Origin of the sequence: Pseudoflavonifractor sp. An187 (assembly GCF_002160275.1) — a bacterium.
In the GTDB taxonomy this organism is placed as follows: Bacteria; Bacillota; Clostridia; order Oscillospirales; family Oscillospiraceae; genus Enterenecus; species Enterenecus faecium.
The window spans coordinates 49,353-70,998 of the sequence record NZ_NFKG01000011.1 but is presented as its reverse complement, the minus strand read 5'-3'; the positions used below and the strand labels follow the sequence as shown (position 1 = coordinate 70,998).

Sequence of the window (21,646 nt, the reverse complement as noted above, 5' to 3'; positions counted from 1 at the left end):
CCTACCCCCACGCCTGCGCCCACGCAGGCCCCCAATGAAGGAGCATAACCCCCGTGAGAGATCAGTTTCAAGGCTTTACCCCGGAGACGGTGGAATTTATGTGGGGCATTCGGTTTCAAAACGAGCGCAGCTGGTTTGAGGCCCACAAGGACGTGTACCTCAATACCCTCTACCGCCCCATGCAGGACCTGGGCCGTCAGGCCCAGCTGGCCCTGGTGGAGAAGTTCCCCCAGGAGCCGTGGAATCTGAAGGTGGCCCGCATCTACCGGGACGCCCGGCGGCTCCACGGTCGTGGCCCCTACAAGGACCATCTGTGGTTTACCCTCATCCGGGGCGATGACTCCGCCCTGGGCTCCCACCCCGCCCTGTGGTTTGAGCTCACCCCCGACGGCTGGAGCTGCGGCATGGGCTTCTGGTGCGCCAAGGCCTCCCTCATGGAGTGCCACCGCCAGGAGATTCTCCGAGACCCCAAGCCCCTGCTGAAGCTGGAGCGCACCTTGAAGCGGCAGGACCGCTTCGCCCTGGAGGGCCCGGAGTACCGCCGCCCCAAGCCCTGCCCTGAGGCAGAGCTCAGCGCCTGGTTTAACAAGAAGTCCCTGTCTGTGTCCCACGAGGAGGGGCTGTGCGAGCTGCTGTACACCCCCCAGCTGGCCCAGCAGCTCATTGAGGATTTCATCTTCCTCAAGCCCTACTACGATTATTTTTCGGCTTTGGCCGCCAAATTACCCACACAAGTATAACATAAGCCCCTCTCGGCATCGCCGAGAGGGGCTTATCTCTTAGGTCGGGGGCTGGTCGGCCAACTCGTGCATCTCCTGTAAGGTCTGCATACAGTTCACCGCCAAGGTATTGAAGTACAGGCTGTCCTGCAAGCGCCCGAAGGTGCGGAAGGAGGCGTCCGTCTGCAAGAAGGGCTCCAGCTCCCGGGCGGTGTAGCTGCGCTGCACCCGCAAAATGGCGTCCTCCAGGTTGTCCAGCACCTCCACCGCCGCCTGGCTGTATCCGGTGCCCAACAGCTGGGGCCGGGAGCGCAGATAGGCGTTGATCTGCTCCAATTCGCTCACCAGCTTCCGGTTGATGGGGAGCAGCTGCCGATCATAGGTCTGCTCTGCGCTGCTCATCCCCTTCAAGTGGGCCTGAATCTGGCTCTCCAACAGGTGGATGCGCACCAGGCGGTCGGACATCTGGCTGCCATCCTGGGTCCCCTCCTGACACAGGGCCCGCACCTGCTGCAAAAAGCTGCGGTCCAACTCAAACAGCTCCTTCACGCTCTGCTTGAATTCCCGTCCGGCGGTGTTGGGCAGCAAGAAGCGGTTGGCCAGGGTGGCATACCGCACCCCGAACACGCCCCACATTCCCAGCAGCAAGATGAGAGACACCACAATGATGGGCAGGGCGGACAGCCACCGGGTACGCATCACCGGCAGGCGTTTGGCGCGAAATTTCTTCCACCGCTGCTGTATGTTCCTCTTCACGGGCTGTCCCTCCTCTCTCGTTTATGATACACCCATCCTCCCTCTCTCCACAAGACAGGAAACGCCCCGGCGCAATCGCGCCGGGGCAGATGTATTAGTTTTTCAGGCTGTGCATGGGGGCGGGAATGCGACCGCCACGGGCCACAAATTCCTCCGCCGAGCCGGTGTGGCAGGGCATCACCGGGGCGGAGCCCAGTAGGCCGCCGAACTCCACGGTGTCCCCCACCTTCATGCCGGGGGCGGGGATGATACGCACGGCGGTGGTCTTCTGGTTGATCATACCGATGGCCGCCTCGTCGGCGATGATGGCGGAGATGGTGGCGGCAGTGGTGTCCCCGGGCACGGCGATCATGTCCAGGCCCACGGAGCACACACAGGTCATAGCCTCCAGCTTCTCCAGGGTCAGGGCCCCAGAGCGGGCGGCGGCGATCATGCCCTCATCCTCACTGACCGGGATAAAGGCGCCGGACAGGCCGCCCACCGAGGAGGAGGCCATCACGCCGCCCTTCTTCACGGCGTCGTTCAAGAGGGCCAGAGCGGCGGTGGTGCCGTGGGTGCCGCACACCTCCAGGCCCATCTCCTCCAGGATGCGGGCCACGCTGTCCCCGATGGCGGGGGTGGGAGCCAGAGACAGGTCCACAATGCCAAAGGGCACGCCCAGACGGCTGCTGGCCTCCTGGGCCACCAGCTGGCCCATGCGGGTGACCCGGAAGGCGGTCTTCTTGATGGTCTCCGCCACCACGTCAAAGGGCTGGCCCTTCACGGCCTTCAGGGCGTGGTGCACCACGCCGGGGCCGGACACGCCCACGTTGATGACCCGCTCGGCCTCGCCCACGCCGTGGAAGGCGCCGGCCATGAAGGGGTTGTCCTCCACGGCGTTGCAGAACACCACCAGCTTGGCGCAGCCGAAGCCGCCCTGGTGGGCGGTGCGGGCAGCGCAGGCCTTCACGGTCTCGCCCATGAGCTTCACGGCGTCCATGTTGATGCCCGCCTTGGTGGAGCCGATGTTCACGGAGGAGCACACCAGGTCGGTGACCGCCAGGGCCTCGGGAATGGAGGCGATGAGGTTGCGGTCCCCCCGGGTCATGCCCTTCTGCACCAGAGCGGAGAAGCCGCCGATGAAGTTAACGTCGGTCTCCTTGGCCGCCCGGTCCAGGGCCTGGGCAAAGGGTACATAGTCGTCGGTGTCCGAAGCCCCCGCCACCAGGGCGATGGGGGTCACCGAGATGCGCTTGTTGACAATGGGAATACCGAACTCCGCCTCAATGTCCTCTCCGGTCTTCACCAGGTTCTGGGCGGAGGTGGTGATCTTGTCGTAGATCTTCTCACAGGCCACCTTGGGGTCGGAGTGGCAGCAGTCCAGCAGAGAGATACCCATGGTAATGGTGCGGATATCCAGGTTCTGCTGGTCAATCATGTGAATGGTGGATAAAATGTCCTGTTGATTGAGCATGTTCCGTCACCTCAAATCCGATGCATGGCGTTGAAGATGTCTTCCCGCTGCACCCGAATGTCCAGGCTCCGCTCCTTGCCGCTGTCGGCCAGCTCCTGAGCCAGCTGGGCAAATGGAATGGTGCACTTGGACACATCCACCAGCATGACCATGGTGAAATAGTCCTGCAAAATGGTCTGGCTGATGTCCAGCACGTTGACGTTGCGCTGGCTGATTTCGCCGCACACAGAGGCGATGATGCCCACCTGATCCTTGCCGACTACCGTAATAATGGCTCTCATGAAAATTCCTCCCTATTCTTCGGGGTGTCTCCCCGCTGTCTACGCAATTTAACCCAGCTCGTCCAGGGTCAGGCCGAAGGCCTCCCCCATGTGCTCCAAAAACCAGGTCACTTCGTCCATGTTCATATCCTTCAGGGCGTGGAGGGTCTCCTCCTCCGCCTGTACAAACTCCCGGTTCCCCGCTTTCCGCTCTTCCAGGCACTTCAGCCACGCCGCCAGCTTGTCGGCGGCCTTGATGTAGCATCGCACCTTTGGGTCCTCCACCCGCAGCAGAGGTGCATAAGCCTCTGTCAACTCGTGGGGCAGCATCCCCAGCAGCTTGTCCTGGGCCACCGCCTCCACCTGGTCGTAGGCGGACTTGATGGCGGGATTGAAGTATTTGATGGGGGTGGGAAGATCGCCGGTGATGATCTCCGGGGCGTCGTGGAACAGCGCCGCCGTGGCCACCCGGTCCGGGTTGACGTCCTTGTGAAAGATCTCCTGCCCCACCACCGCCAGGGCGTGGGCCAACACGGCAACCTCGTAGGAGTGCTCCTCCACATTTTCCGTGCGGGTGTTGCGCATGAGCGCCCAGCGGGCAATGTAGCGCATTCGGAAGATATAGGCAAAAAAGCTGGACGACATCCTTCCACCTTCTTTTCACAAAGTAGGGGAAGTATACCACATTTTTGGTGAAATGTAAACCTATACAAAACCCTAGGGAAATGGTATCATTAAGAAAAACGCTGCATTCAGGAGGCCCTTATGGACATTGCCATCTACACCTTGGGCTGCAAGGTCAACCAATATGAGACCCAGGCCATGGAGCGCGAGCTGCTCCGCCGCGGCTACACCCTGGTCCCCTTTGAGGACCTGGCCGACGCCTACATCATCAACACCTGTACCGTCACCGCCGTCAGTGACAAGAAGTGCCGCAACGTCATCCGCCGAGCCAAAAAGATGAACCCCCAGGCGGTGGTGGCGGTGTGCGGCTGCTACGCCCAGACCGAGCCGGAGGCGGTGGCCGCCCTGGGGGTGGACCTGGTGTCCGGCACCGCCGGGCGCATGGAGTTTTTGGACCTGCTGGAGGGGCAGCTCAAAAACCACGCCGCCCCCATCGTCCAGGTGGACGAGTCCCTGCGCCGCCGGGACTTTGAGCGGCTCACCGCCGGGGGCCAGGTGGGCCGCACCCGGGCCATGCTCAAGGTGGAGGACGGGTGCACCAACTTCTGCACCTACTGCATCATCCCCTATGCCCGGGGCCCGGTGCGCTCCCTGCCCCTCTCTGAGGCGGTGGACCAGGCCAAGGAGTTGGAGACCCAGGGGTACCGGGAGATCGTGCTCACTGGCATCGAGATTTCCTCCTGGGGCCGGGATTTGAAGGAGGGCCAAACCCTCATCGACCTGGTGGAAGCCCTGTGCCACGCCGTGCCGGGGCTGCGGGTGCGTCTGGGCTCTCTGGAGCCCCGTACCATCACGGAGGACTTCTGTCAGCGGGCGGTGGCGCTGCCCAACCTGTGCCCCCACTTCCACCTGTCCATGCAGTCCGGGTGTGACGAGACCTTGAAGCGGATGAACCGCAAGTATGACACCGCCCGTTATCTCCAGTCGGTGCAGTGGCTCAACCAGTATTTTGACCGCCCCGCCATCACCACCGACCTCATTGTGGGCTTCCCCCAGGAGACGGAGAAGGAGTTCGCCCAGACCCTGGACTTCATCCGCCGCTGCGCCTTCTCCTCCATGCACATCTTCCCCTACTCCCGCCGCTCCGGCACCCCTGCCGCCACCATGGCCGGGCAGATTCCCCACGCCGTCCAGGAGCAGCGGGCCCAGGCCGCCCAGGCAGTGGCCCGGGAGATGGAGGAGGCCTATTTGCAGGCCTTGGTGGGGTCCACCCTCCCCGTCCTCTTTGAGGAGGAGAAGGAGGGGCTGTGGCAGGGCCACGCCCCCAACTATGTGGCCGTTCGGGCTGCGGGAGAAAACCTCCACAACCAGCTGCGGCAGGTGACCATCACCGGAGTGGGAGATGGCATTCTGTTGGGCACGATTCAATGAACCACCTTGAAGCCAGCAATATATTATAATGGTATCGTGCCATGCGGTTAGGAGGAGCTACCATGGGGGATCATCACACCTGCTGTTTCACCGGGCACCGCCCGGAAAAGCTGCCCTGGGGCGACCAGGAGACCCACCCCCACTGTGTGGCACTGAAAGAGAGCATGGCCGCCCAGCTGGAGGAGATGTATCAGAAGGGATACCGCCATTTTCTCTGCGGCATGGCCCGGGGGGCGGATTTCTACTTTGCCGAGGCGGTGCTGGCCCTGCGGCAGGCCCACCCGGATGTGACCCTGGAGGCCGCCCTGCCCTGTGCGGGCCAGGCCAAGAAGTGGAGTTCTGATGACCGCAGCCGCTGGACCCAGTTGGTGCGCCAGTGCGACTCCCACACCCTGCTCCAGGAGCACTACGACCGCCACTGTATGCTCCGCCGGGACCGCTACATGGTGGACCAGTCCTCCGCCATTCTGGCGGTGTTCAACGGCACCCGTGGAGGCACTCAGTACACCTTAAACTATGCCATGGACCACCGACTGGATATCTACCTCTTTGACCTCAACCACCCCCACCTGTCTCCCACCCATCTGGTGCCCTGATTTTTCCGGTTCCCCGTTGACTTTCTCCCAGTTGTATGGTACAGTGTGCTGGTACGGGAGCCGTACTTCGTTTGATACATTATCGCCAACAAGTGTATGCTTGTTGGCGTTTTTTCTTACTCCCACGAAACTCAGGCGCTACACCATCAATCAAACACTCGCAATTGTCGTAATATATCTTGTTTAAGCTTCCCTAGCGACAATTTCCCATACTCTTCTTCAGAAAGCATAGCGCCGAAAACTGCATATTTGACACTTGTCTTGTCCGTCAATCTCCCAATGGTTTGACTCAAACTTTCCTCTGTTTTATCCGTCGATCCTCTGATAGTTTGGCTCAAACTTTCCGCATAAGCATCGTTGTAAATCTGGGCTTTTTCAATTAGTTCTTCTGCCACATATGCAAACACCTTGTAACGCTCATTTAGCTTAAAATCTTCGATGGAATGCTTGACTCTACAGTCATCTTTTTGACTTTTCAACTCAATTTCGGCGTGTTCACATGCCCCCAGCAGAATGTCCAGTAAATTCCTGACTTGAAAATGACTTTTCCCCTCAAATCCTTCTTGGTGGGGGTATACATGGGTTTCACGAGTCATGCTCTTTGTGCCCTTTATCTTCTGATTGCACACCGGGCAAGCAGGAACAAAATTAAAGAGACACAAGGCATACTCTGGATATTCACTTTTTAGATAAAAATGGTCAATGTCCGCTGTATTTCTTTCCCTGTCGTCCGCCCCAAAACTGGTTGTATAGTTCATATTGCAGTAGGGACAAACGGGTATATCCATTCTGTTCAAAATTGCATGTCTCTGCCCTGCTTGTAACTGCTTATAATCAAAAATACGACGTATCTCTTCCTCATCAGACACTTTCTCTTGCCTGAATTCTCCGATCGTTCGCTCTTCATATCCTCGCAGGAGATTGTAGAATTGCTGATACTCTGACGCTCCATATTTTTTACAAAACAACCTTACCTTCTCTGATGTGGAGGTATTGTGAATGACACTGGAGAGTTTTACATTTCCTCTCAATTGCATTAGATCACGTATGAACCCAAAGTTTTGGCCGATTTGGTAATCATAAAAATCTTTTGCCAACAGAAACCGCTTGATGGATGCCGGAGAGTCAAGAGAGCCTTGTTCCCCCTGATATGTATATGTAATCTTGTCCGGGCCTTGCTGCTCATAGATCTTTTTGGCAAGCCTATCATAAATGTTTTGAATCTCTTCATGGTTCTCGAAGCCATCTGGAAGGTATAACTTGATCATATATCTTCTTCCTTTAATGGATATTGTTTTATTTCTTTGCTTCCCACTGATTTTGGGTTAATTTCCAAAGTCGAGACAGTTCATTGCGAATCAAAGGCTCCCCAATCGCCTTAATCATGAAGTCAACGAACCCTTTTGCGTCCTCCAGCGATGAGATACGCTTCCCCGAGTCCATGCTATCTTCCGACATGAGAAATTCATTCAATATCGGAATCATCATTTCTCCATCGGTACACTCAAAGCACTTTAACATCACATTCACGCAGCGACATGCATATTCTCCCAAAAAACTATCCAGGAAAAATTGTGATTTTAAAATCGTGTGTATGTTTTGGGCAAAGGGTTTATCCCCCATCTGCTTGACTTCACTCTTTTCCCCGTTGCGAGAAAGACACACAACATTCTCTTGTAACATATCACTGGCAATAAACGGGGAATGGCTTGCAATGATGATTTGAAACTGCTTCCCGGGGTATTGGCTCAAGAACTCCATGAGTTCCGCCACCAAGCGCCGACATAAATCTGGATGCATGGAGCGTTCGATTTCATCGAACATAAGTACATAATATTTTTTATAATCCTTCTTTTCCCCCATTGTGATTTGTTCGTCTATGGATGTAAACAGTGCCAGGTTTTCACGTTCTCCATCACTGAGCCATTGAATTTCAATCTCAAAAAATCCCCCTGTGATAGAATCCTCCTGTTTCATATTCTTGTGCATATTTTCATCCAGAACATCTTTGAAAAAGAAATCCAGTCCTTCCCAATCCGAGTCTTTTGAAAATTCTATGATTAGATGCTCCTCTTCGTAACGGCACGTAATTTGATGATCTATAGCTTCCCTCAAAAATCTCTCTAACGACAGTGCTACATCATCGAACCTTTCTATTGACCAATCTTCATAACCAAGGAACGGTAGTATGCGCTTGATTTTATCACGATAATATTCCTTAATTTTCGAATAGGACGCAGTTTCAATATCTATTGCGTTCTCTTTTCCCTTCATCAAGCTTTCCAACAACTCGATTTTATCATTCCTTGAAGCCTGGCTATAGATATAAGCAGTCATTAAGTGCCATGTATACCCATAGAAAAAAGCCAACGTGATTTTTTCCCATTCCTGGAAGTTCCCTAATTTAAAGTCTTTATAATCTCTAACAATATCATCATGATCACGTTCGTGTTTTTCAATTTCCATTTCATCCTCTAACCTATAGGTGGATGTGTCATTGTATTTGAATTCTATATCCAATGTATAGGTTTGATTACGGTACATGCCAGTTGGAAAATTACCCTGTGCCATTTGACTGGTATCTGGCTTTGCTAGACTGGCACTCCGCTTCATTTGCTCGCACAGAAACTTGATTTGTTTCTCTAAAAATATACCTTGCAATCTTGCCGTTCTTCGTTCCAAACAGATTTTCCGTTCCTCTTCAAAACTATGTGAAATTTGGAATTTATCCCAATGGCTAAAAGTTTGAAAGTGTATGATTGATATATTATCCTGAATGCGGTTTTGGGGGTTTGGATAGTCTTGCGTATTTCTCAAAAAAATATTTTTCCCCTGCTGATGTTTAAATACTCCGGCAAACCAGCCCTTCCCTATATAATAATCTATAGCACGCCCCATCTCTTCCCGATTCTTTGTTAAACATTCCGTATTCTCAAATACATTTACGTATGCTTCGGGGGCATTGGTTTCAATGATAAACAACGGATTTTCATTATCATCTTTTCCCAAATAGTAGAGCAGAAAATAACTGCTGTTATACCGAAGATTCTCTACACCCTCGCTGATTTCAAGTGAAAAAATATCTATTCTTTTGTGCGCATCCTTTTTGCGCTCCTCAAATATTTCACGATCACGGTGGCGGTCCTCGATTCTCTTTCCAATCAAAGATAGAAGCGATGTTTTCCCCGAGGCGTTCTTCCCGAAAATTCCATTGATGTTGGAAATATGCTGCGGATAAATGTTCCTATATTCTGAATTTTCTTGAATGGATAGCTGATGTGCCCCATGATCATACGTCACGTCAAAACGTTTTGAAAATGGAATCTCACATTTTTCAAAGGTGCGGTATTTGTCTATGTACACATATATCAATTCCATGTTTTCACACTCCCAGCCACAGTATTGGTGATTTCAAAATTCTAGAATTTAACTTTTTCAACAGTATACCACACCCCTATTTCATCGACAATTATAAGCACAATTTTTACCAGGAGGTCATATCCATGGAAACCCCATCTTCTCAATCGTCCTTCCTGTCGGGGCCCATCCTGTCCCCCCTCATCCGCTTCGCCCTGCCCCTGATGCTCTCCCTGCTGCTCCAGGCCTTTTATGGCGGCGTGGACCTGGCAGTGGTGGGCAAATTCTCCCCCACTGCCTCGGTGTCCGCCGTGGCTACGGGCAGCCAGGTGATGCAGTCCATCACCTCCATTATTACGGGGCTGACCATGGGCGTCACCGTGCTGGTGGGCAAGGCCATGGGCTCCAGAGAACCCCAGCGGGCGGGCCAGGTGGTGTGCAGCCAGATTCGGCTCTTCACCCTGGTGGCGGCGGTGCTCACCGGGGCCATGCTGCTCCTGGCCCCCCAGGCCGCCCGGCTGATGAACGTGCCCGAGGCCGCCATGAGTGAGGCGGTGGCCTACATCCGCATCTGCTCGGCGGGCATTGTGTTCATCACCGCCTACAACGGCATCAGCGGCATTTTCCGGGGCGTGGGCAACTCCCGCTCTCCCTTCCTCTTTGTCCTCATCGCCTGCCTGGTGAATGTAGTGCTGGATGTGCTCTTTGTGGGGGTGTTCCGCCTCAACGCCGCCGGGGCCGCTCTGGCCACCATCATCGCCCAGGCCACCAGCGTGGCCTTCTCCCTGGCCTACATCCGCCGCAATCCCCTCCCCTTCTCCATCCCCGCCCCCTGGCGCAGAGGGGGCCAGGCCGCTGGAGATATTTTAAAGGTGGGCTCCCCCATCGCCCTCCAGGACTTTCTCACCAACCTGTCCTTCCTCATCATTACCAGCATTGTCAACGCCCTGGGGGTCATCGCCTCCGCCGGAGTGGGCATTGCGGAAAAGCTGTTCATCTTCCTGGCCCTGGTGCCCATGTCCTTCATGTCCGCCCTGTCCACCTTTGTGGCCCAGAACATGGGGGCGGGCAACCCCAAGCGGGCCAACCGGGCCCTGTTTTTGGCCGCCCGTATCTCCCTGTGCGTGGGAGCGGTGATGTTCCTGCTCACCTTCTTCTGCGGCCGCATTCTGGCCTCCGCCTTTGACAACGACCCGGCGGTGCTGGACGCCGCCGCCGGATACCTGCGGGGCAGCTCGCTGGAGTACCTGATGGTGTCGGTGGTGTTCTGCTTCTTGGGCTACTTCAACGGCCGGGAGCGCACCAGCTTTGTCATGGCCCAGGGCCTGGCTGCCGCCTTTTTGGTGCGCATCCCCCTGTCCTATTTCCTCAGCCGCCTGCCGGATACCTCCATGTTCCTCATCGGCCTGGCCGTTCCCGCCTCCGCCCTGGTCAACCTCACCCTGTGCCTGGGGTACTTTTTGTTGCTCCGGCGCCGGGATGCAACATCATTGAAAAAAGCGCTTGACAATCCCATATCCACTTGATATAATACCAGAGCAAAACGAAGCAGGTATGGCACCGCCGTCCTCACCTCCAGCCCGAGGCAAAGAGGTTTACATGGTAAAAAACACGCAATCGAATTCGGTTGTCGTTTTTTGTTGTGGATGTGGGTGCTTGTTCTGCACTCACATTTTTTGTTTCTCAGGAGGTGCTTTGCCATAGCTAACCCAACTCATCAGATCAACGAGGAGATTCGTGACCGTGAGGTTCGCCTGATTGGCGCCGACGGCAGCCAGCTGGGAGTCATGTCTGCGGCTCAGGCCCAGCGTCACGCCGACGAGGCCGGTTTGGACCTGGTAAAAATCTCTCCCAACGCCGTCCCCCCTGTGTGCAAGCTCATGGACTATGGCAAGTTCAAGTTCGAGCAGGCCAAGCGGGAGAAAGAGGCCAAGAAGAACCAGCACGTCGTTGAGATCAAGGAAGTGCGCATGTCCCCCGGCATCGACATCGGCGACTTCAACACCAAGCTGCGCAACGCCCAGAAGTTCCTGGCTGACGGCAACCGGGTGAAGGTGACCGTGCGATTCCGTGGCCGTGAGATGGCTCACACCGACATCGGCCGCAACCTGCTCATGGACTTTGCCCAGCAGTGCGCCGAGCTGGCCAACCTGGACAAGGAGCCTAAGCTGGAGGGCCGCCACATGAGCATTTTCCTCTCCGCCAAAAGCAGCAAGACCAACAAGTAATATCCTCCGGGCACACGCTGCCCACCATTCAAAGAGTAAAGGAGATAACCACCATGCCTAAGATCAAGACCCACAGCGGCGCTAAGAAGCGCTTTTCGCTGACCAAGAGCGGCCGTGTGAAGCGTGCCTGCACCAAGCGCCGTCACCTGCTCAACGGCCACGGCAAGACCACCAAGCTCAAGAGAGGCCTCCGCAAGGGTGCCTACGCTGACGTGACCAACCAGGCCACCGTCAAGCGCTTGATCCCCTACAAATAAGATAACCTGATACACTCACATATAGGAGGCTGAACGACAATGGCAAGAGTTAAGGGCGCAATGATGACCCGTAAGAGAAGAAATAAGATCCTGAAGCTGGCCAAGGGCTACTGGGGCGCCAAGAGCAAGCACTTCAAGATGGCCAACGAGCAGGTGATGAAGTCCCTGCAGTACGCCTACACCGGCCGCAAGCTGAAGAAGCGTGACTTCCGTCAGCTGTGGATCGCCCGCATCAACGCCGCCTGCAAGACCAACGGCATGAACTACTCCACCTTTATGCACGGCCTGAAGCTGGCTGGCGTGGAGATCAACCGCAAGATGCTCTCCGAGCTGGCCGTCAACGACAAGGCTGCTTTCACCCAGCTCACCGAGCTGGCCAAGAGCAAGCTGGCCTAATTTAGTTTGATAAACGCCCGATTCCCCAGGAATCGGGCGTTTGTTGTCCCTGGGACGGGGTTCCCGTTCCGGCGGGACCTCTACGCGGCTATTTCCACATTTCCGCCTCAATTCGGCGTTTTCCTTTACAGAAATCCCCCATTCTGATATACTGGGGACACCCCTAGGAGGTGAAACTATGTCCGCCAATCGACTCATTCAAATTCTCTCCCTGCTGTTGGAGCATGACCGCATCACCGCTCCCCAGCTGGCCCAAATGCTCCAGGTATCGGTGAGTACCATCTACCGGGAGATTGACGCCCTGTCGGCCGCCGGAGTTCCGGTGTGCACGGCCCCGGGCAAAAACGGCGGCGTCACCCTCATGGCGGGCTGCGCCCCCGACCCCAACCTGTTCACCCCCGGGGAACAGCAGCAGCTGCTGGCCGCCCTGGACGACGACTCGGACGCCCAACGGGAGGCCACCTTGGCCAAACTCTCCGCCCTGTTCCGCCGCCCCGAGGAGGACTGGCTGCAAGTGTACCTCACCCACTGGGGCTCCTCGGCCGGGGACACTGAGGACTTCAAGCTGCTGCGGGAAGCCATTTTACAGCGCCGGGCCGTTCAGTTTACCTATGCCAGCTCCCAGGGAGAGCAGATGCCCTACCTGGTGCAGCCCGTGCGGCTGGTGTTCCAGGGCAACGGCTGGTATCTCCAGGCCTATTGCCCCTTCCAGGAGTGTTACCGCACCTTCCGATTGACCCGTATGCTGGATTTGACCATCACCGACCAGCCCTTCCACCGGCTGATGAATCCCCCCGACCCGGAGCTGTCCGGGGAGATCCCCCCGCTGTTCCGGGTGGAGGCCGAGCTGCGCTTCGCCCCCAGCCTGGCCCACCGGGTGTACGACGAGTTCGACCGCCGCTGCGTCACCCCCCAGCCCGACGGCTCCCTGCTGGTGTCCACCGTCTTCCCCGATGGAGGTTGGCTGGCCAGCTATCTGCTGTCCTTCGGTGGCGGCGTGGAGGTGCTCTCCCCCGCCAGTCTCCAGCGCCAACTGGCCCAGGCCAGTGAACGCCTGCGACAGGCCTATGCGTCCAATGAAGAATGAATAACGAATAATGAAGAATGCAGGTCCTGAGGGCGTTTCCGCCGTTCAGGACCTGCATCTGCTTTCGTAGGGGCCGGGCTTGCCCGGCCCGCTTTTTCCCTGGTATAGCCCTGGGAAATTCGGGAGGGGCAAGCCCCTCCCCTACGCCCATTTCAAATATCCGTGCCGCACAGCGGCACACCATAATTATTCATTCTTCATTTTTCATTATTCATTAAAACAGGTCCTTCTTCTTCAGGATGATGGCCAGCACCACAATGATGGCCACGCTCATCAGCAGAGGCACCCACCAGAACTGGTCCAGGGGCAGGCCGCCGGTGATGTTCATACCGAAGTAGCCGAAAATGATATTGGGCACCGTCATGAGGATGGTGATGGAGGTGAGCACCTTCATGATGACGTTCAGGTTGTTGGAGATCACCGAGGCAAAGGCGTCCATCATGCCGGAGATGATGGAGGAGTAAATCTGAGCCATCTCGATGGCCTGACGCACCTCAATGAGCACGTCCTCCAGCAAGTCATGGTCCTCCTCGTAGAGGGTGACGATGCGGCCCCGGAGAATCTTCTCCAAGGTCACCTCGTTGGCCTTCAAAGAGGTGTTGAAGTAGACCAGGGACTTCTCCAAATCCAGCAGCTGAATGAGCTCCTTGTTGCGCTGGGACTTGTACAGCTGCCGCTCCATGTAGTTGTAGGTCTTGTCGATCTGCTTCAGATATTGCAAGTAGCGCTTGGCCACCAGCAGCAGGATGTTGAGGATAAACCGGGTGCGCTGCTGGGTGCGCACGTCCTTGACCAGGCCGTCCTGCAAGTCCCGCACCACCGAGGTCTCCTTCAAACAGACGGTGACGATGTGCTTTTCGGTGACGATGATGCCCATAGGCAGGGTGGAATACACCACGCCGGTCTCATCCCGCTCCATGGCGGGGGTGTCCACGATGATGAGGGTCTGGCCGTCCTCGCTGTCAATACGGGAGGTCTCCTCCTCGTCCAGGGCGGCCTTCAAGAAGGGCAGCTCCACCCCCAAGGTCACGGACACCGTCTTCAGCTCGTCCTCGCTGGGGTAGATGAGGTTGATCCAGCAGCCGTCCTCCACCGTATCCAGCTTGGTCATTTTTCCGTCAATGGTCTTGTAAATGCTAATCACATTGGTTCACACCTTTCCCGAGCAGGCAAAGGGGTGGTTTGTCCCCGTGCCGCTTCCGCTGATATTCCCTGTGTCACACAGGCGCGGGCGCACGAAGACAGAAAGGATGCCAGGGCATCCCCCTCAATCCATACGCCGCAAACATATTTTCCAACTTCGACTAGATGGGTCACCTGCCACGGCGCATGTCACATCCTTTCGTTTTTGGGCAGATTTTTCCGGGCCAGTCCATGTTTTGCCCAGTCAAGTATCATTATATGACAGCCCCCGGTGGTTTGCAACCCTAAAAATCCCGCCACCGGAGGCTGTTTTTCGTCACTTTGCCCCCAACAAGAGAGGCTGATACTGTTTGCCCTGCATAGCCAGGGCCAGAGTGTCCCCGGTGAGGGAAAAATCCGACACCAGAGACGTGGGCTTCTCGTAGCAGTCATCCTGGCGGAAGGGGACAAAAAACACCCCTTTCCGTCCCAGCATGGTGCCCACATTGGGGGCAGAGGCCGCCAGGCCGTCGTTGGTGGCCAGGGCCAGGACCAGGGGCCGCCCGTTGCGCAGATGGGCCTTGGCGGCCATGGTCACCGTGCCGTCGGTGACGCCGTGGGCCAGCTTGGCCAGGGTGTTGCCCGTGCAGGGACAGATAACCAGGGCGTCCAGCAGCTTCCGGGGCCCAATGGGCTCAGCCTCCGCCACGGTATGGATGACCCTTCTCCCGCATATCCGCTCCATCTCCCGCATAAAATCATGGCTGTTGCCAAAGCGGGTATCGGTGCTGGCCACGGTCTCGGAGACAATGGGCCAGATTTGGGTGTATTTTCCCGCCAGCTGCTCCAGGGTATCCAGAGCCCTGGCCATGGTACAAAAGGAGCCGCAAAAGGCAAACCCAATGTTTTTCGCTTCCATTCTTACACTCCCAACTCCTCCATAATGTGATAGACGGTGTCTTTGAGGTACTCCGCCGCCGTGTGGGGAGCCACCTTGCCCGGCAGGCCTCTGGCCCACACCACGGGCACGCCCAGGGCCTGGGCCGCGGGATGGTCCACGCCCCCCGGCTCCGAGGCCAGGTCCATCACCCAGGCCCCCTCCCGCAGAGCGGACAGCTCCTCCACTCCCAGCAGGGGGGCAGGCACAGTGTTCACCACCAGATGGGGGCAGTGCAGCCACTCCCCCATACCCCGGATGGGCTCGGCCTCCAGGCCTAAGCTACGGGCCAGGGCCCGCTGGGCGGGGTTTCGGGCCAGAATGCACACCTTGGCCCCCAGAGCGCGGAGGCGCACGGCCAATGCCTGCCCCACCCGTCCAAAGCCCAAAATCCAGATGCGGGCGTTGTGGATGGTGGTGGGCATGCGCTCCATGGCCAGCTGGATGGCCCCTTCTGCGGTGGGAATGGCGTTGAGCAACGTCAGCTCTTCTCGGGCATAATAGTCTATGACCCGCAGATTCAACGCCTGGGCCTGGTGGAGGAAGCGGGGGGTGAGCAGCCCGCCGCACACCAGTTGCCCCGGCTGCATGTGCTCCAGCACCTGCTCCACCGACAGCCGAAGGGGGCTCAGCGGGGTGTACACCCACCCCTCCGGCCGCTGCGCCGGCAGGGGGAGAATGACGCAGTGGGCCTCCCCGATGCCATCCAGGTCCGGCCCCTCTGCCTCCTCCTCCCCCAGCCCCAAGGTATGTACCCTGTGGCCGTCGTCTCGCAGCAGCCCGGCTAAGATGCTCTGCCGCTGATCTCCTCCAATGACCCAGATGTGCGTTCGTTCCATGTTCCTTCCCATGCTCCTCTCCGGGGCCGTTTGCCTTCCGACACCGCCCTCATCCCAGTGTATTCCGCCCCTTCCGAGTGGTGACTTCTGGAAGAACTACAGAAGGAATGATTGCATTTTGTGTCAAGACAGCTTATAATAGAGGCTACGATTTTAGTTAAAGGGGGCCATCCCTGTGCAACATCACGTCAACTACACCATGCTCACCGACTTCTATGAGCTGACCATGGGCAACGGCTATTTTCAGACCGGCGTGGCCGATCAAATCTGCTATTTCGATATCTTCTTCCGCAGTGTCCCCGACGGCGGCGGCTTCGCCATTGCCGCCGGACTGGAGCAGGTGATCTCCTACATCCGGGACCTCCACTTCGATGAGGATGACATTGCATACCTGCGCTCCAAGAACACCTTCTCGGAGGAGTTTTTGGAGTATCTGCGCACCTTCCACTTCACTGGAGACATCTGGGCCGTGCCGGAGGGCACCCCCATCTTCCCCCGGGAGCCCATTCTCACCGTGCGGGCCCCTGCCATTGAGGCCCAGTTCGTGGAGACCTATCTGCTGCTGACCCTGAACCACCAGTCCCTCATCGCCACCAAGTCCAACCGCATCGTCCGGGCTGCCCAGGGCAAGCCTGTGGCGGAGTTCGGCTCCCGCCGGGCCCAGGGTGCGGACGGCGCACTGCTGGGCGCCCGGGCCAGCTATATCGCCGGGGCCTCCGGCACCGCCTGCGCCATGGCCGACCAGATGTTTGACACCCCCGCCACCGGCACCATGGCCCACTCCTGGGTGCAGATGTTCCCCGACGAGTACACCGCTTTCAAAACCTACTGTGAGATCTACCCCCACGCCGCCACCCTGCTGGTGGACACCTACAACGTGCTCAAGTCCGGCGTGCCCAACGCCATCCGGGTGTTCCAGGAGCTGGGCATCACCCAGGGCGGCATCCGCATCGACTCCGGCGATTTGACCTATCTGTCCAAGAAGGCCCGGAAGATGCTGGACGAGGCGGGCCTCACCGACATCATGATCATCGCCTCCAACTCCCTGGACGAGTATATCATCCGGGACCTGCTGACCCAGGGGGCCGCCATTGACGGCTTCGGAGTGGGTGAGCGGCTCATCACCTCCAAGAGTGAGCCGGTGTTCGGCGGCGTGTACAAGCTGGCGGCCATTGAGGGCAAGGACGGCACCATCGTGCCCAAAATCAAGATCAGCGAGAACCCCGCCAAAATGACCATCCCCCACTTCAAGAAGGTGTACCGCCTGTACGAGATCGAGACGGGAAAGGCCCTGGCCGACTATATCTGCCTCCACGACGAGCACCCCGACTTCACCCAGCCCCTGGAGCTCTTTGACCCCGAGGCCGTTTGGAAGCGCAAGACCATCACCAACTACACCGCCCGCCCCCTGCTGGTGCCCATCTTCCAGGGCGGCCAGCTGGTGTACCAGGCTCCCACCATCCAGGAGACCCGGGTGTACTGCGCCCGGGAGGTGGACAGCCTGTGGGACGAGGTCAAGCGGTTTGAGAACCCCCACAACTACTATGTGGACCTGTCCCAAAAGCTGTGGGACGTGCGGGCTCAGCTGCTGTCTCACAACTCCTGAGGTGCGCCATGCGAGGCATTGTATACGCCATGCACAAGGAGGTGGCGGGGGCTCTGCGCCCCTCCGGCCAGGTGCAGACCATCGCCGGGATGGACTTCTACCCCCTGGACCCGGACACCGTGGTGTGCATCTGCGGCGTGGGTAAGGTCAACGCCGCCATGGGCACCCAGGCGCTTCTGGACCGCTTTGGAGTGGATGAGGTGTGGAACGCCGGGGTAGCCGGGTGCTTCCACGACTTCCCCGTGGGCACCCTGGTGGTGGCCCGCCACTGCGTCCAGCACGACATGGACATCTCTGCCGTGGGCGACCCGTTGGGTCTCATCCCCGCCCTGAACCTCATCGAACTGCCCTGCCAGAGGGTGGAGGAGCATGTGGAGCGGCTCACCCAGGCAGGCTTTGCACCCCGCACCGGAGTGGTGGCCACCGGGGACTGGTTCGGCCGGGACTATGACCGGGCGGCCCTGCTGCGGGACCACTTTTCCGCCACCGTGTGCGACATGGAGGCGGGGGCGGTGGCCCAGGTGTGCCTGCGCAACCAGGTGCCGTTTTATGCTCTGAAAATCGTCTCCGACCACCTGTTCCACCCCGCCCAGGGGGAGGAGTACGCCCAAAACGTGCCCCAGGTGGTGGACAAGCTCAACCAGGCCCTGGCGGCCCTGCTGTGGAGGACTTAACATGGAAAAAATCGCAAGCTTTCAGGTGGACCACACCACCCTGCGCCCCGGGATGTACCTCTCCCGCCGGGACGGGAACGTGGTCACGTTTGACCTGCGCTTCAAGGTGCCCAACACCGGGGATCTGCTCACCAACGCCGAGATGCACTCGATGGAGCACATCATCGCCACCCTGCTGCGCAACTCCCCCCAGAAGGACGCGGTGATCTACTTTGGCCCCATGGGGTGCCAGACCGGGTTTTACGTCCTGCTGGATGGCGCCCAGCTGTCCATGGCCCACTGCATCGCCCTCATCCAGTCCGTCTTTGAGGCGGGGGCCAACTACGCCGGAGAGATGCCGGGCAAGTCGGCGGTGGAGTGCGGCAACTACATCAACCTGGATGTGGATTTGGCAAAAGCCCAGTGCCGCTACTACGCCGATGTCATCAAAGGCTGGACGGTGGAGCAGCTCGCCTATTAAATACGCAAAAGAGCCGATGTAGACGGTTTTGCTGTCTACATCGGCTGAGCGTGTCGAAAAAGTTCGACACGCTTCTCAAAAATGCAAGCATTTTTTCGAGGGGATGCAGCCCGCTGCGCGCAGAATCGGGTCAAAGGACGACCCGATTCCACACTGGCGGGCTGAGAAGTGTTTTTTTCGATGCTCATGTCCCCGAAAAAAAACAGATCGGGTAGATTTACAATACAAGTGCAACACATAACATAAAAAGAGTGACTCATGGGCGATAAGCAGCTAAAATGGTGTTTGCGGACAACCAGAAAGGAGCCTATTTCCATGAGTCACTACAAACATCTTAGCATAGAGGAGCGAGAAAATCTATACTTGCTCAAAAACCTTGGGGTTGGGATTCGTAAAATCGCTGAGAAGATGGGGCGTGCCCCATCGACAATCAGCCGGGAGCTAAAGCGGGGGGTGCGACAAAAGGCGACATATCGTCCCTCAGAAGCCCAGGCCCAATATATCATGAGACGTAAGCGCTGTGGCCGTAAACATCTGATGTCACAAGCCAAATACCAGGAAAAAATTCGTATCTTGATAGAGAAATATCAGTGGTCACCAGAGCAGATTTCCAACCGACTAAAGCTGGAGAACAGTGACATACAGATTAGTTATTCAAGCATATACAGAGCAATCTACTCCGGAATGTTTGACCCTAAGAAAAGCCACAGCTATGTTAAAAAACAGGATAGATATTTACGCTTTCTGCGAAAAAAGGGAAAAAAGTACAAAAAGAGTGCAGATCGACGCCGAGTACGGTTTCCGGATGCTCCCCATATCAGCCAACGTCCGCAGCAAGCTAATGACCGTAGCTGTATTGGGCATTGGGAGGCAGATACTGTAGCGGGGATAAAGGGAGGTGCTTGCATTCTTACTCTTACGGATCGACGCTCCCGATTTCTGCTTGCAGCTAAAGTGGATCGCAATACCGCACATGAAGTTTCAGAAAAAATGATTCAGCTGCTGGAGCAGATCAAGCCTCAATACGTTTTGTCCATTACACCAGATCGTGGTAGTGAGTTTGCAAACTTTGAGCAAATAGCTGTCCGTCTGCATAAAGTCCAGTTTTACTTTCCTGACCCATACGCACCGTGGCAACGAGGGACAAATGAGAATACTAATGGTCTGTTACGCGAATATTTACCAAAACACTGCGACATTTCTCCTGTGCCAGATGATTTGATCGCTGCCTTTGTTCACCGCCTCAACCTCAGGCCCCGCAAATGTTTAGGCTGGCGTTCCCCATTCGAAGTCTTTTACCACGATGTGTTGCACTTGACTTGACAATGTGCCTCGTAGTATAATAATCTCAGTAAGTAGTCGGAATGTGTTCAAAAAATTTCGAAAGGAGTGACATTAATGTTTAATATGTCTAAAAAAGCTTTTTGGGTACCATATGACGAAGGAAACGTCTATCCTACTGTTGTTAAAGCGCACCAAGCAATTTCCAAGTATTGTGATGAGAACGGCGACTCATACTCTTTTAAAGGTGATGACGAAGTTGTAATAAACGACAAACTCTATGAAATATATAGGGGCTATGAACCTGGAAGCCGTGGTAATTACGGGATTAAGTGCAGAGAAAAGTGAATTCAATTTATTTTTCCATCTTCGGATGGAAAAACTCTGCCGAGGGCTTTTTGACGATGCAAGATCATCTGTCCTTCTTGCATTGACGTGAGGCTTTTCGACAGTCTGAATGGATGCAGCCCCGTGGGCTGCATCCATTTTTTCTGATTGGATATGGCCAAAAGCCTCCCTTGTGCAAAGGGAGGTGGCCCGGCGCAAGCCGGGGCGGAGGGATTGTCCGTCTAACCGCCCAAGGTTCCGGCCTGCCAGCCTTCCTGTGCCGCCCCTACGGCCCAACAAATCAAAATCCGTGCCGCAAAGCGGCACACCTCAATTATTCATTCTTCATTATTCATTTTCACCAACATCGTCCCTCCGGGGCACAGCTCACCCTGCCCGCTTGTCCTTTTGCAGGGAGATCCGGTCGGCGATCATGGCAATAAATTCGCTGTTGGTGGGCTTGCCCTTGGTGTTGGACACGGTGTAGCCGAAGTACCACTGCAGCACCTCCAGGTCGCCCCGGTCCCAGGCCACCTCAATGGCGTGGCGAATGGCCCGCTCCACCCGGCTGGCGGTGGTACCGAACCGCTTGGCCACCTCGGGATAGAGCACCTTGGTCACGGCGTTGATCATCCCCATATCCTCCACCGCCATGGCAATGGCCACCCGGAGATACTGGTAGCCCTTGATGTGGGCGGGCACCCCGATCTCATGGATGATGGAGGTGATCTTCCGTTCTAAATCCCACTCTTCCTCCTCCTGGTGGGTCTGGCGCTCCTGGGTCTGATCGCACAGCTGGGCCATGCGCTCCACCACCGCAGACAGACGGCAGGGCTTGAGCATACAGTAGTCCGCCCCCCGCTCCTTCACCTGCTGGGCCAGGGCGGAATGGGAAAAGGCGGAGAGCACCACCACCCTGGGCCGATTGGGCCCCAGCTGCTCCAGTACCTCCAACCCGTCCATCCCGGTGAGCATCAAGTCCATAATAATCCCCTGGGGCTGATGCTTGGCCACCAGGTCCAACAGAGCTTCCCCGTCCCCGGTCTGGGCCACGACCTCCATATCCTCACGGTCCCCCAGGGCATCCGCCAGCAATCTGCGGTATTCCTCTGAGGCATCCGCAATGATGATCTTCTTCACATCGCTCATCTGTGTGACAATCCTTTCTCAAGTGGAGTCAGTCTGGTTTTACCATCTTTTTCCTGTACCTCTAAAATACCACAGAATGCCCGATCT

23 protein-coding genes are annotated in these 21,646 nt (G+C 56.8%); 13 read left to right on the top strand and 10 right to left on the bottom strand.

Annotated features, from left to right (window positions below; genetic code table 11):
- Positions 1 to 53: 53 nt before the first annotated feature.
- Complete coding sequence (locus B5F22_RS06715) at positions 54 to 740, top strand: DUF2461 domain-containing protein (protein ID WP_242955072.1); 687 nt, start codon at positions 54 to 56, stop codon at positions 738 to 740.
- Positions 741 to 779: 39 nt separating this feature from the next.
- Here the strand turns inward: B5F22_RS06715 and B5F22_RS06710 are convergent, their stop codons facing one another.
- The 4 genes from B5F22_RS06710 to yfbR all read right to left on the bottom strand — a co-directional run bounded on the left by B5F22_RS06710 (position 780) and on the right by yfbR (position 3,833).
- Positions 780 to 1,475, bottom strand: coding sequence for a hypothetical protein (locus B5F22_RS06710; RefSeq protein ID WP_087391963.1), 696 nt, complete (start codon positions 1,473 to 1,475; stop codon positions 780 to 782).
- 94 nt (positions 1,476 to 1,569) lie between these two features.
- Positions 1,570 to 2,928 carry a PFL family protein gene (locus tag B5F22_RS06705; protein WP_087391961.1) on the bottom strand — a complete coding sequence of 453 codons (1,359 nt, stop codon included), beginning with the start codon at positions 2,926 to 2,928 and terminating at the stop codon, positions 1,570 to 1,572.
- Between the two features lie 11 nt (positions 2,929 to 2,939).
- Positions 2,940 to 3,209, bottom strand: coding sequence for an ACT domain-containing protein (locus B5F22_RS06700; protein WP_087391959.1), 270 nt, complete (start codon positions 3,207 to 3,209; stop codon positions 2,940 to 2,942).
- Between the two features lie 48 nt (positions 3,210 to 3,257).
- On the bottom strand, positions 3,258 to 3,833 hold the full coding sequence (yfbR, locus tag B5F22_RS06695) for a 5'-deoxynucleotidase (RefSeq protein WP_087391957.1): 576 nt from the start codon (positions 3,831 to 3,833) through the stop codon (positions 3,258 to 3,260).
- 120 nt (positions 3,834 to 3,953) lie between these two features.
- On the opposite strand from yfbR, the gene mtaB reads away from it, so the two are divergent.
- A complete protein-coding gene (mtaB, locus tag B5F22_RS06690) occupies positions 3,954 to 5,243 on the top strand; it encodes a tRNA (N(6)-L-threonylcarbamoyladenosine(37)-C(2))-methylthiotransferase MtaB (RefSeq protein ID WP_087391955.1) in 1,290 nt (429 codons plus the stop codon).
- 62 nt (positions 5,244 to 5,305) lie between these two features.
- On the top strand, positions 5,306 to 5,839 hold the full coding sequence (locus B5F22_RS06685) for an SLOG family protein (RefSeq protein ID WP_087391953.1): 534 nt from the start codon (positions 5,306 to 5,308) through the stop codon (positions 5,837 to 5,839).
- 146 nt (positions 5,840 to 5,985) lie between these two features.
- Here B5F22_RS06685 and B5F22_RS06680 read toward each other — a convergent pair whose 3' ends face one another.
- The gene (locus tag B5F22_RS06680) at positions 5,986 to 7,107 is read right to left on the bottom strand and encodes a hypothetical protein (RefSeq protein WP_087391951.1); all 1,122 of its coding nucleotides are present in this window, start codon (positions 7,105 to 7,107) and stop codon (positions 5,986 to 5,988) included.
- Between the two features lie 28 nt (positions 7,108 to 7,135).
- Positions 7,136 to 9,217, bottom strand: coding sequence for an AAA family ATPase (locus B5F22_RS06675; protein ID WP_087391949.1), 2,082 nt, complete (start codon positions 9,215 to 9,217; stop codon positions 7,136 to 7,138).
- 125 nt (positions 9,218 to 9,342) lie between these two features.
- Here B5F22_RS06675 and B5F22_RS06670 point away from each other — a divergent pair, with 125 nt between their 5' ends.
- From B5F22_RS06670 to B5F22_RS06650, 5 genes are all read left to right on the top strand, one after another.
- Complete coding sequence (locus B5F22_RS06670) at positions 9,343 to 10,722, top strand: MATE family efflux transporter (RefSeq protein ID WP_087391947.1); 1,380 nt, start codon at positions 9,343 to 9,345, stop codon at positions 10,720 to 10,722.
- A 120-nt stretch (positions 10,723 to 10,842) separates the two neighbouring features.
- A complete protein-coding gene (infC, locus tag B5F22_RS06665; RefSeq protein WP_087233339.1) occupies positions 10,843 to 11,424 on the top strand; it encodes a translation initiation factor IF-3 in 582 nt (193 codons plus the stop codon).
- Positions 11,425 to 11,477: 53 nt separating this feature from the next.
- Entirely contained in the window at positions 11,478 to 11,681 is a 204-nt protein-coding gene (rpmI, locus tag B5F22_RS06660) for a 50S ribosomal protein L35 (protein ID WP_087233337.1), read from the top strand.
- Between the two features lie 39 nt (positions 11,682 to 11,720).
- Entirely contained in the window at positions 11,721 to 12,077 is a 357-nt protein-coding gene (gene rplT / locus B5F22_RS06655; protein WP_087233334.1) for a 50S ribosomal protein L20, read from the top strand.
- Positions 12,078 to 12,255: 178 nt separating this feature from the next.
- The gene (locus tag B5F22_RS06650; protein WP_087391945.1) at positions 12,256 to 13,164 is read left to right on the top strand and encodes a YafY family protein; all 909 of its coding nucleotides are present in this window, start codon (positions 12,256 to 12,258) and stop codon (positions 13,162 to 13,164) included.
- Between the two features lie 214 nt (positions 13,165 to 13,378).
- On the opposite strand, the gene B5F22_RS06645 is transcribed toward B5F22_RS06650, so the two are convergent.
- From B5F22_RS06645 to B5F22_RS06635, 3 genes are all read right to left on the bottom strand, one after another.
- The gene (locus tag B5F22_RS06645; RefSeq protein ID WP_204210545.1) at positions 13,379 to 14,308 is read right to left on the bottom strand and encodes a magnesium transporter CorA family protein; all 930 of its coding nucleotides are present in this window, start codon (positions 14,306 to 14,308) and stop codon (positions 13,379 to 13,381) included.
- Positions 14,309 to 14,623: 315 nt separating this feature from the next.
- On the bottom strand, positions 14,624 to 15,205 hold the full coding sequence (locus B5F22_RS06640; RefSeq protein ID WP_087391943.1) for a dipicolinate synthase subunit B: 582 nt from the start codon (positions 15,203 to 15,205) through the stop codon (positions 14,624 to 14,626).
- 2 nt (positions 15,206 to 15,207) lie between these two features.
- Positions 15,208 to 16,062: a dipicolinate synthase subunit DpsA gene (locus tag B5F22_RS06635; protein ID WP_087391941.1), complete on the bottom strand. Its 855-nt coding sequence runs from the start codon at positions 16,060 to 16,062 to the stop codon at positions 15,208 to 15,210.
- A 199-nt stretch (positions 16,063 to 16,261) separates the two neighbouring features.
- Between B5F22_RS06635 and B5F22_RS06630 the strand changes: the two genes are divergently transcribed.
- From B5F22_RS06630 to B5F22_RS06610, 5 genes are all read left to right on the top strand, one after another.
- Positions 16,262 to 17,668: a nicotinate phosphoribosyltransferase gene (locus B5F22_RS06630; RefSeq protein ID WP_087233367.1), complete on the top strand. Its 1,407-nt coding sequence runs from the start codon at positions 16,262 to 16,264 to the stop codon at positions 17,666 to 17,668.
- Positions 17,669 to 17,676: 8 nt separating this feature from the next.
- Complete coding sequence (gene mtnN, locus B5F22_RS06625; RefSeq protein ID WP_087391939.1) at positions 17,677 to 18,342, top strand: 5'-methylthioadenosine/S-adenosylhomocysteine nucleosidase; 666 nt, start codon at positions 17,677 to 17,679, stop codon at positions 18,340 to 18,342.
- Position 18,343: 1 nt separating this feature from the next.
- A complete protein-coding gene (locus B5F22_RS06620; protein ID WP_087391937.1) occupies positions 18,344 to 18,802 on the top strand; it encodes an S-ribosylhomocysteine lyase in 459 nt (152 codons plus the stop codon).
- A gap of 315 nt (positions 18,803 to 19,117) precedes the next feature.
- Positions 19,118 to 20,125 (top strand): IS30 family transposase, encoded by a 1,008-nt coding sequence (locus B5F22_RS06615; RefSeq protein ID WP_087391935.1) that lies wholly within the window; start codon positions 19,118 to 19,120, stop codon positions 20,123 to 20,125.
- A gap of 84 nt (positions 20,126 to 20,209) precedes the next feature.
- Positions 20,210 to 20,431, top strand: coding sequence for a DUF4318 domain-containing protein (locus B5F22_RS06610; protein ID WP_087391967.1), 222 nt, complete (start codon positions 20,210 to 20,212; stop codon positions 20,429 to 20,431).
- Positions 20,432 to 20,797: 366 nt separating this feature from the next.
- Here the strand turns inward: B5F22_RS06610 and spo0A are convergent, their stop codons facing one another.
- Positions 20,798 to 21,559, bottom strand: coding sequence for a sporulation transcription factor Spo0A (gene spo0A / locus B5F22_RS06605; protein WP_087391933.1), 762 nt, complete (start codon positions 21,557 to 21,559; stop codon positions 20,798 to 20,800).
- Positions 21,560 to 21,646 lie beyond the last annotated feature (87 nt).

Coding starts and splice junctions, on each gene's coding strand:
- B5F22_RS06705 (WP_087391961.1), bottom strand. CDS start 2,928: ATGCTCAATCAACAGGACATTTTATCCACCATTCACATGATTGACCAG.
- B5F22_RS06700 (WP_087391959.1), bottom strand. CDS start 3,209: ATGAGAGCCATTATTACGGTAGTCGGCAAGGATCAGGTGGGCATCATC.
- yfbR (WP_087391957.1), bottom strand. CDS start 3,833: ATGTCGTCCAGCTTTTTTGCCTATATCTTCCGAATGCGCTACATTGCC.
- mtaB (WP_087391955.1), top strand. CDS start 3,954: ATGGACATTGCCATCTACACCTTGGGCTGCAAGGTCAACCAATATGAG.
- B5F22_RS06685 (WP_087391953.1), top strand. CDS start 5,306: ATGGGGGATCATCACACCTGCTGTTTCACCGGGCACCGCCCGGAAAAG.
- B5F22_RS06680 (WP_087391951.1), bottom strand. CDS start 7,107: ATGATCAAGTTATACCTTCCAGATGGCTTCGAGAACCATGAAGAGATT.
- B5F22_RS06675 (WP_087391949.1), bottom strand. CDS start 9,217: ATGGAATTGATATATGTGTACATAGACAAATACCGCACCTTTGAAAAA.
- B5F22_RS06670 (WP_087391947.1), top strand. CDS start 9,343: ATGGAAACCCCATCTTCTCAATCGTCCTTCCTGTCGGGGCCCATCCTG.
- infC (WP_087233339.1), top strand. CDS start 10,843: ATGTGGGTGCTTGTTCTGCACTCACATTTTTTGTTTCTCAGGAGGTGC.
- rpmI (WP_087233337.1), top strand. CDS start 11,478: ATGCCTAAGATCAAGACCCACAGCGGCGCTAAGAAGCGCTTTTCGCTG.
- rplT (WP_087233334.1), top strand. CDS start 11,721: ATGGCAAGAGTTAAGGGCGCAATGATGACCCGTAAGAGAAGAAATAAG.
- B5F22_RS06650 (WP_087391945.1), top strand. CDS start 12,256: ATGTCCGCCAATCGACTCATTCAAATTCTCTCCCTGCTGTTGGAGCAT.
- B5F22_RS06640 (WP_087391943.1), bottom strand. CDS start 15,205: ATGGAAGCGAAAAACATTGGGTTTGCCTTTTGCGGCTCCTTTTGTACC.
- B5F22_RS06635 (WP_087391941.1), bottom strand. CDS start 16,062: ATGGAACGAACGCACATCTGGGTCATTGGAGGAGATCAGCGGCAGAGC.
- B5F22_RS06630 (WP_087233367.1), top strand. CDS start 16,262: ATGCTCACCGACTTCTATGAGCTGACCATGGGCAACGGCTATTTTCAG.
- mtnN (WP_087391939.1), top strand. CDS start 17,677: ATGCGAGGCATTGTATACGCCATGCACAAGGAGGTGGCGGGGGCTCTG.
- B5F22_RS06620 (WP_087391937.1), top strand. CDS start 18,344: ATGGAAAAAATCGCAAGCTTTCAGGTGGACCACACCACCCTGCGCCCC.
- B5F22_RS06615 (WP_087391935.1), top strand. CDS start 19,118: ATGAGTCACTACAAACATCTTAGCATAGAGGAGCGAGAAAATCTATAC.
- B5F22_RS06610 (WP_087391967.1), top strand. CDS start 20,210: ATGTCTAAAAAAGCTTTTTGGGTACCATATGACGAAGGAAACGTCTAT.
- spo0A (WP_087391933.1), bottom strand. CDS start 21,559: ATGAGCGATGTGAAGAAGATCATCATTGCGGATGCCTCAGAGGAATAC.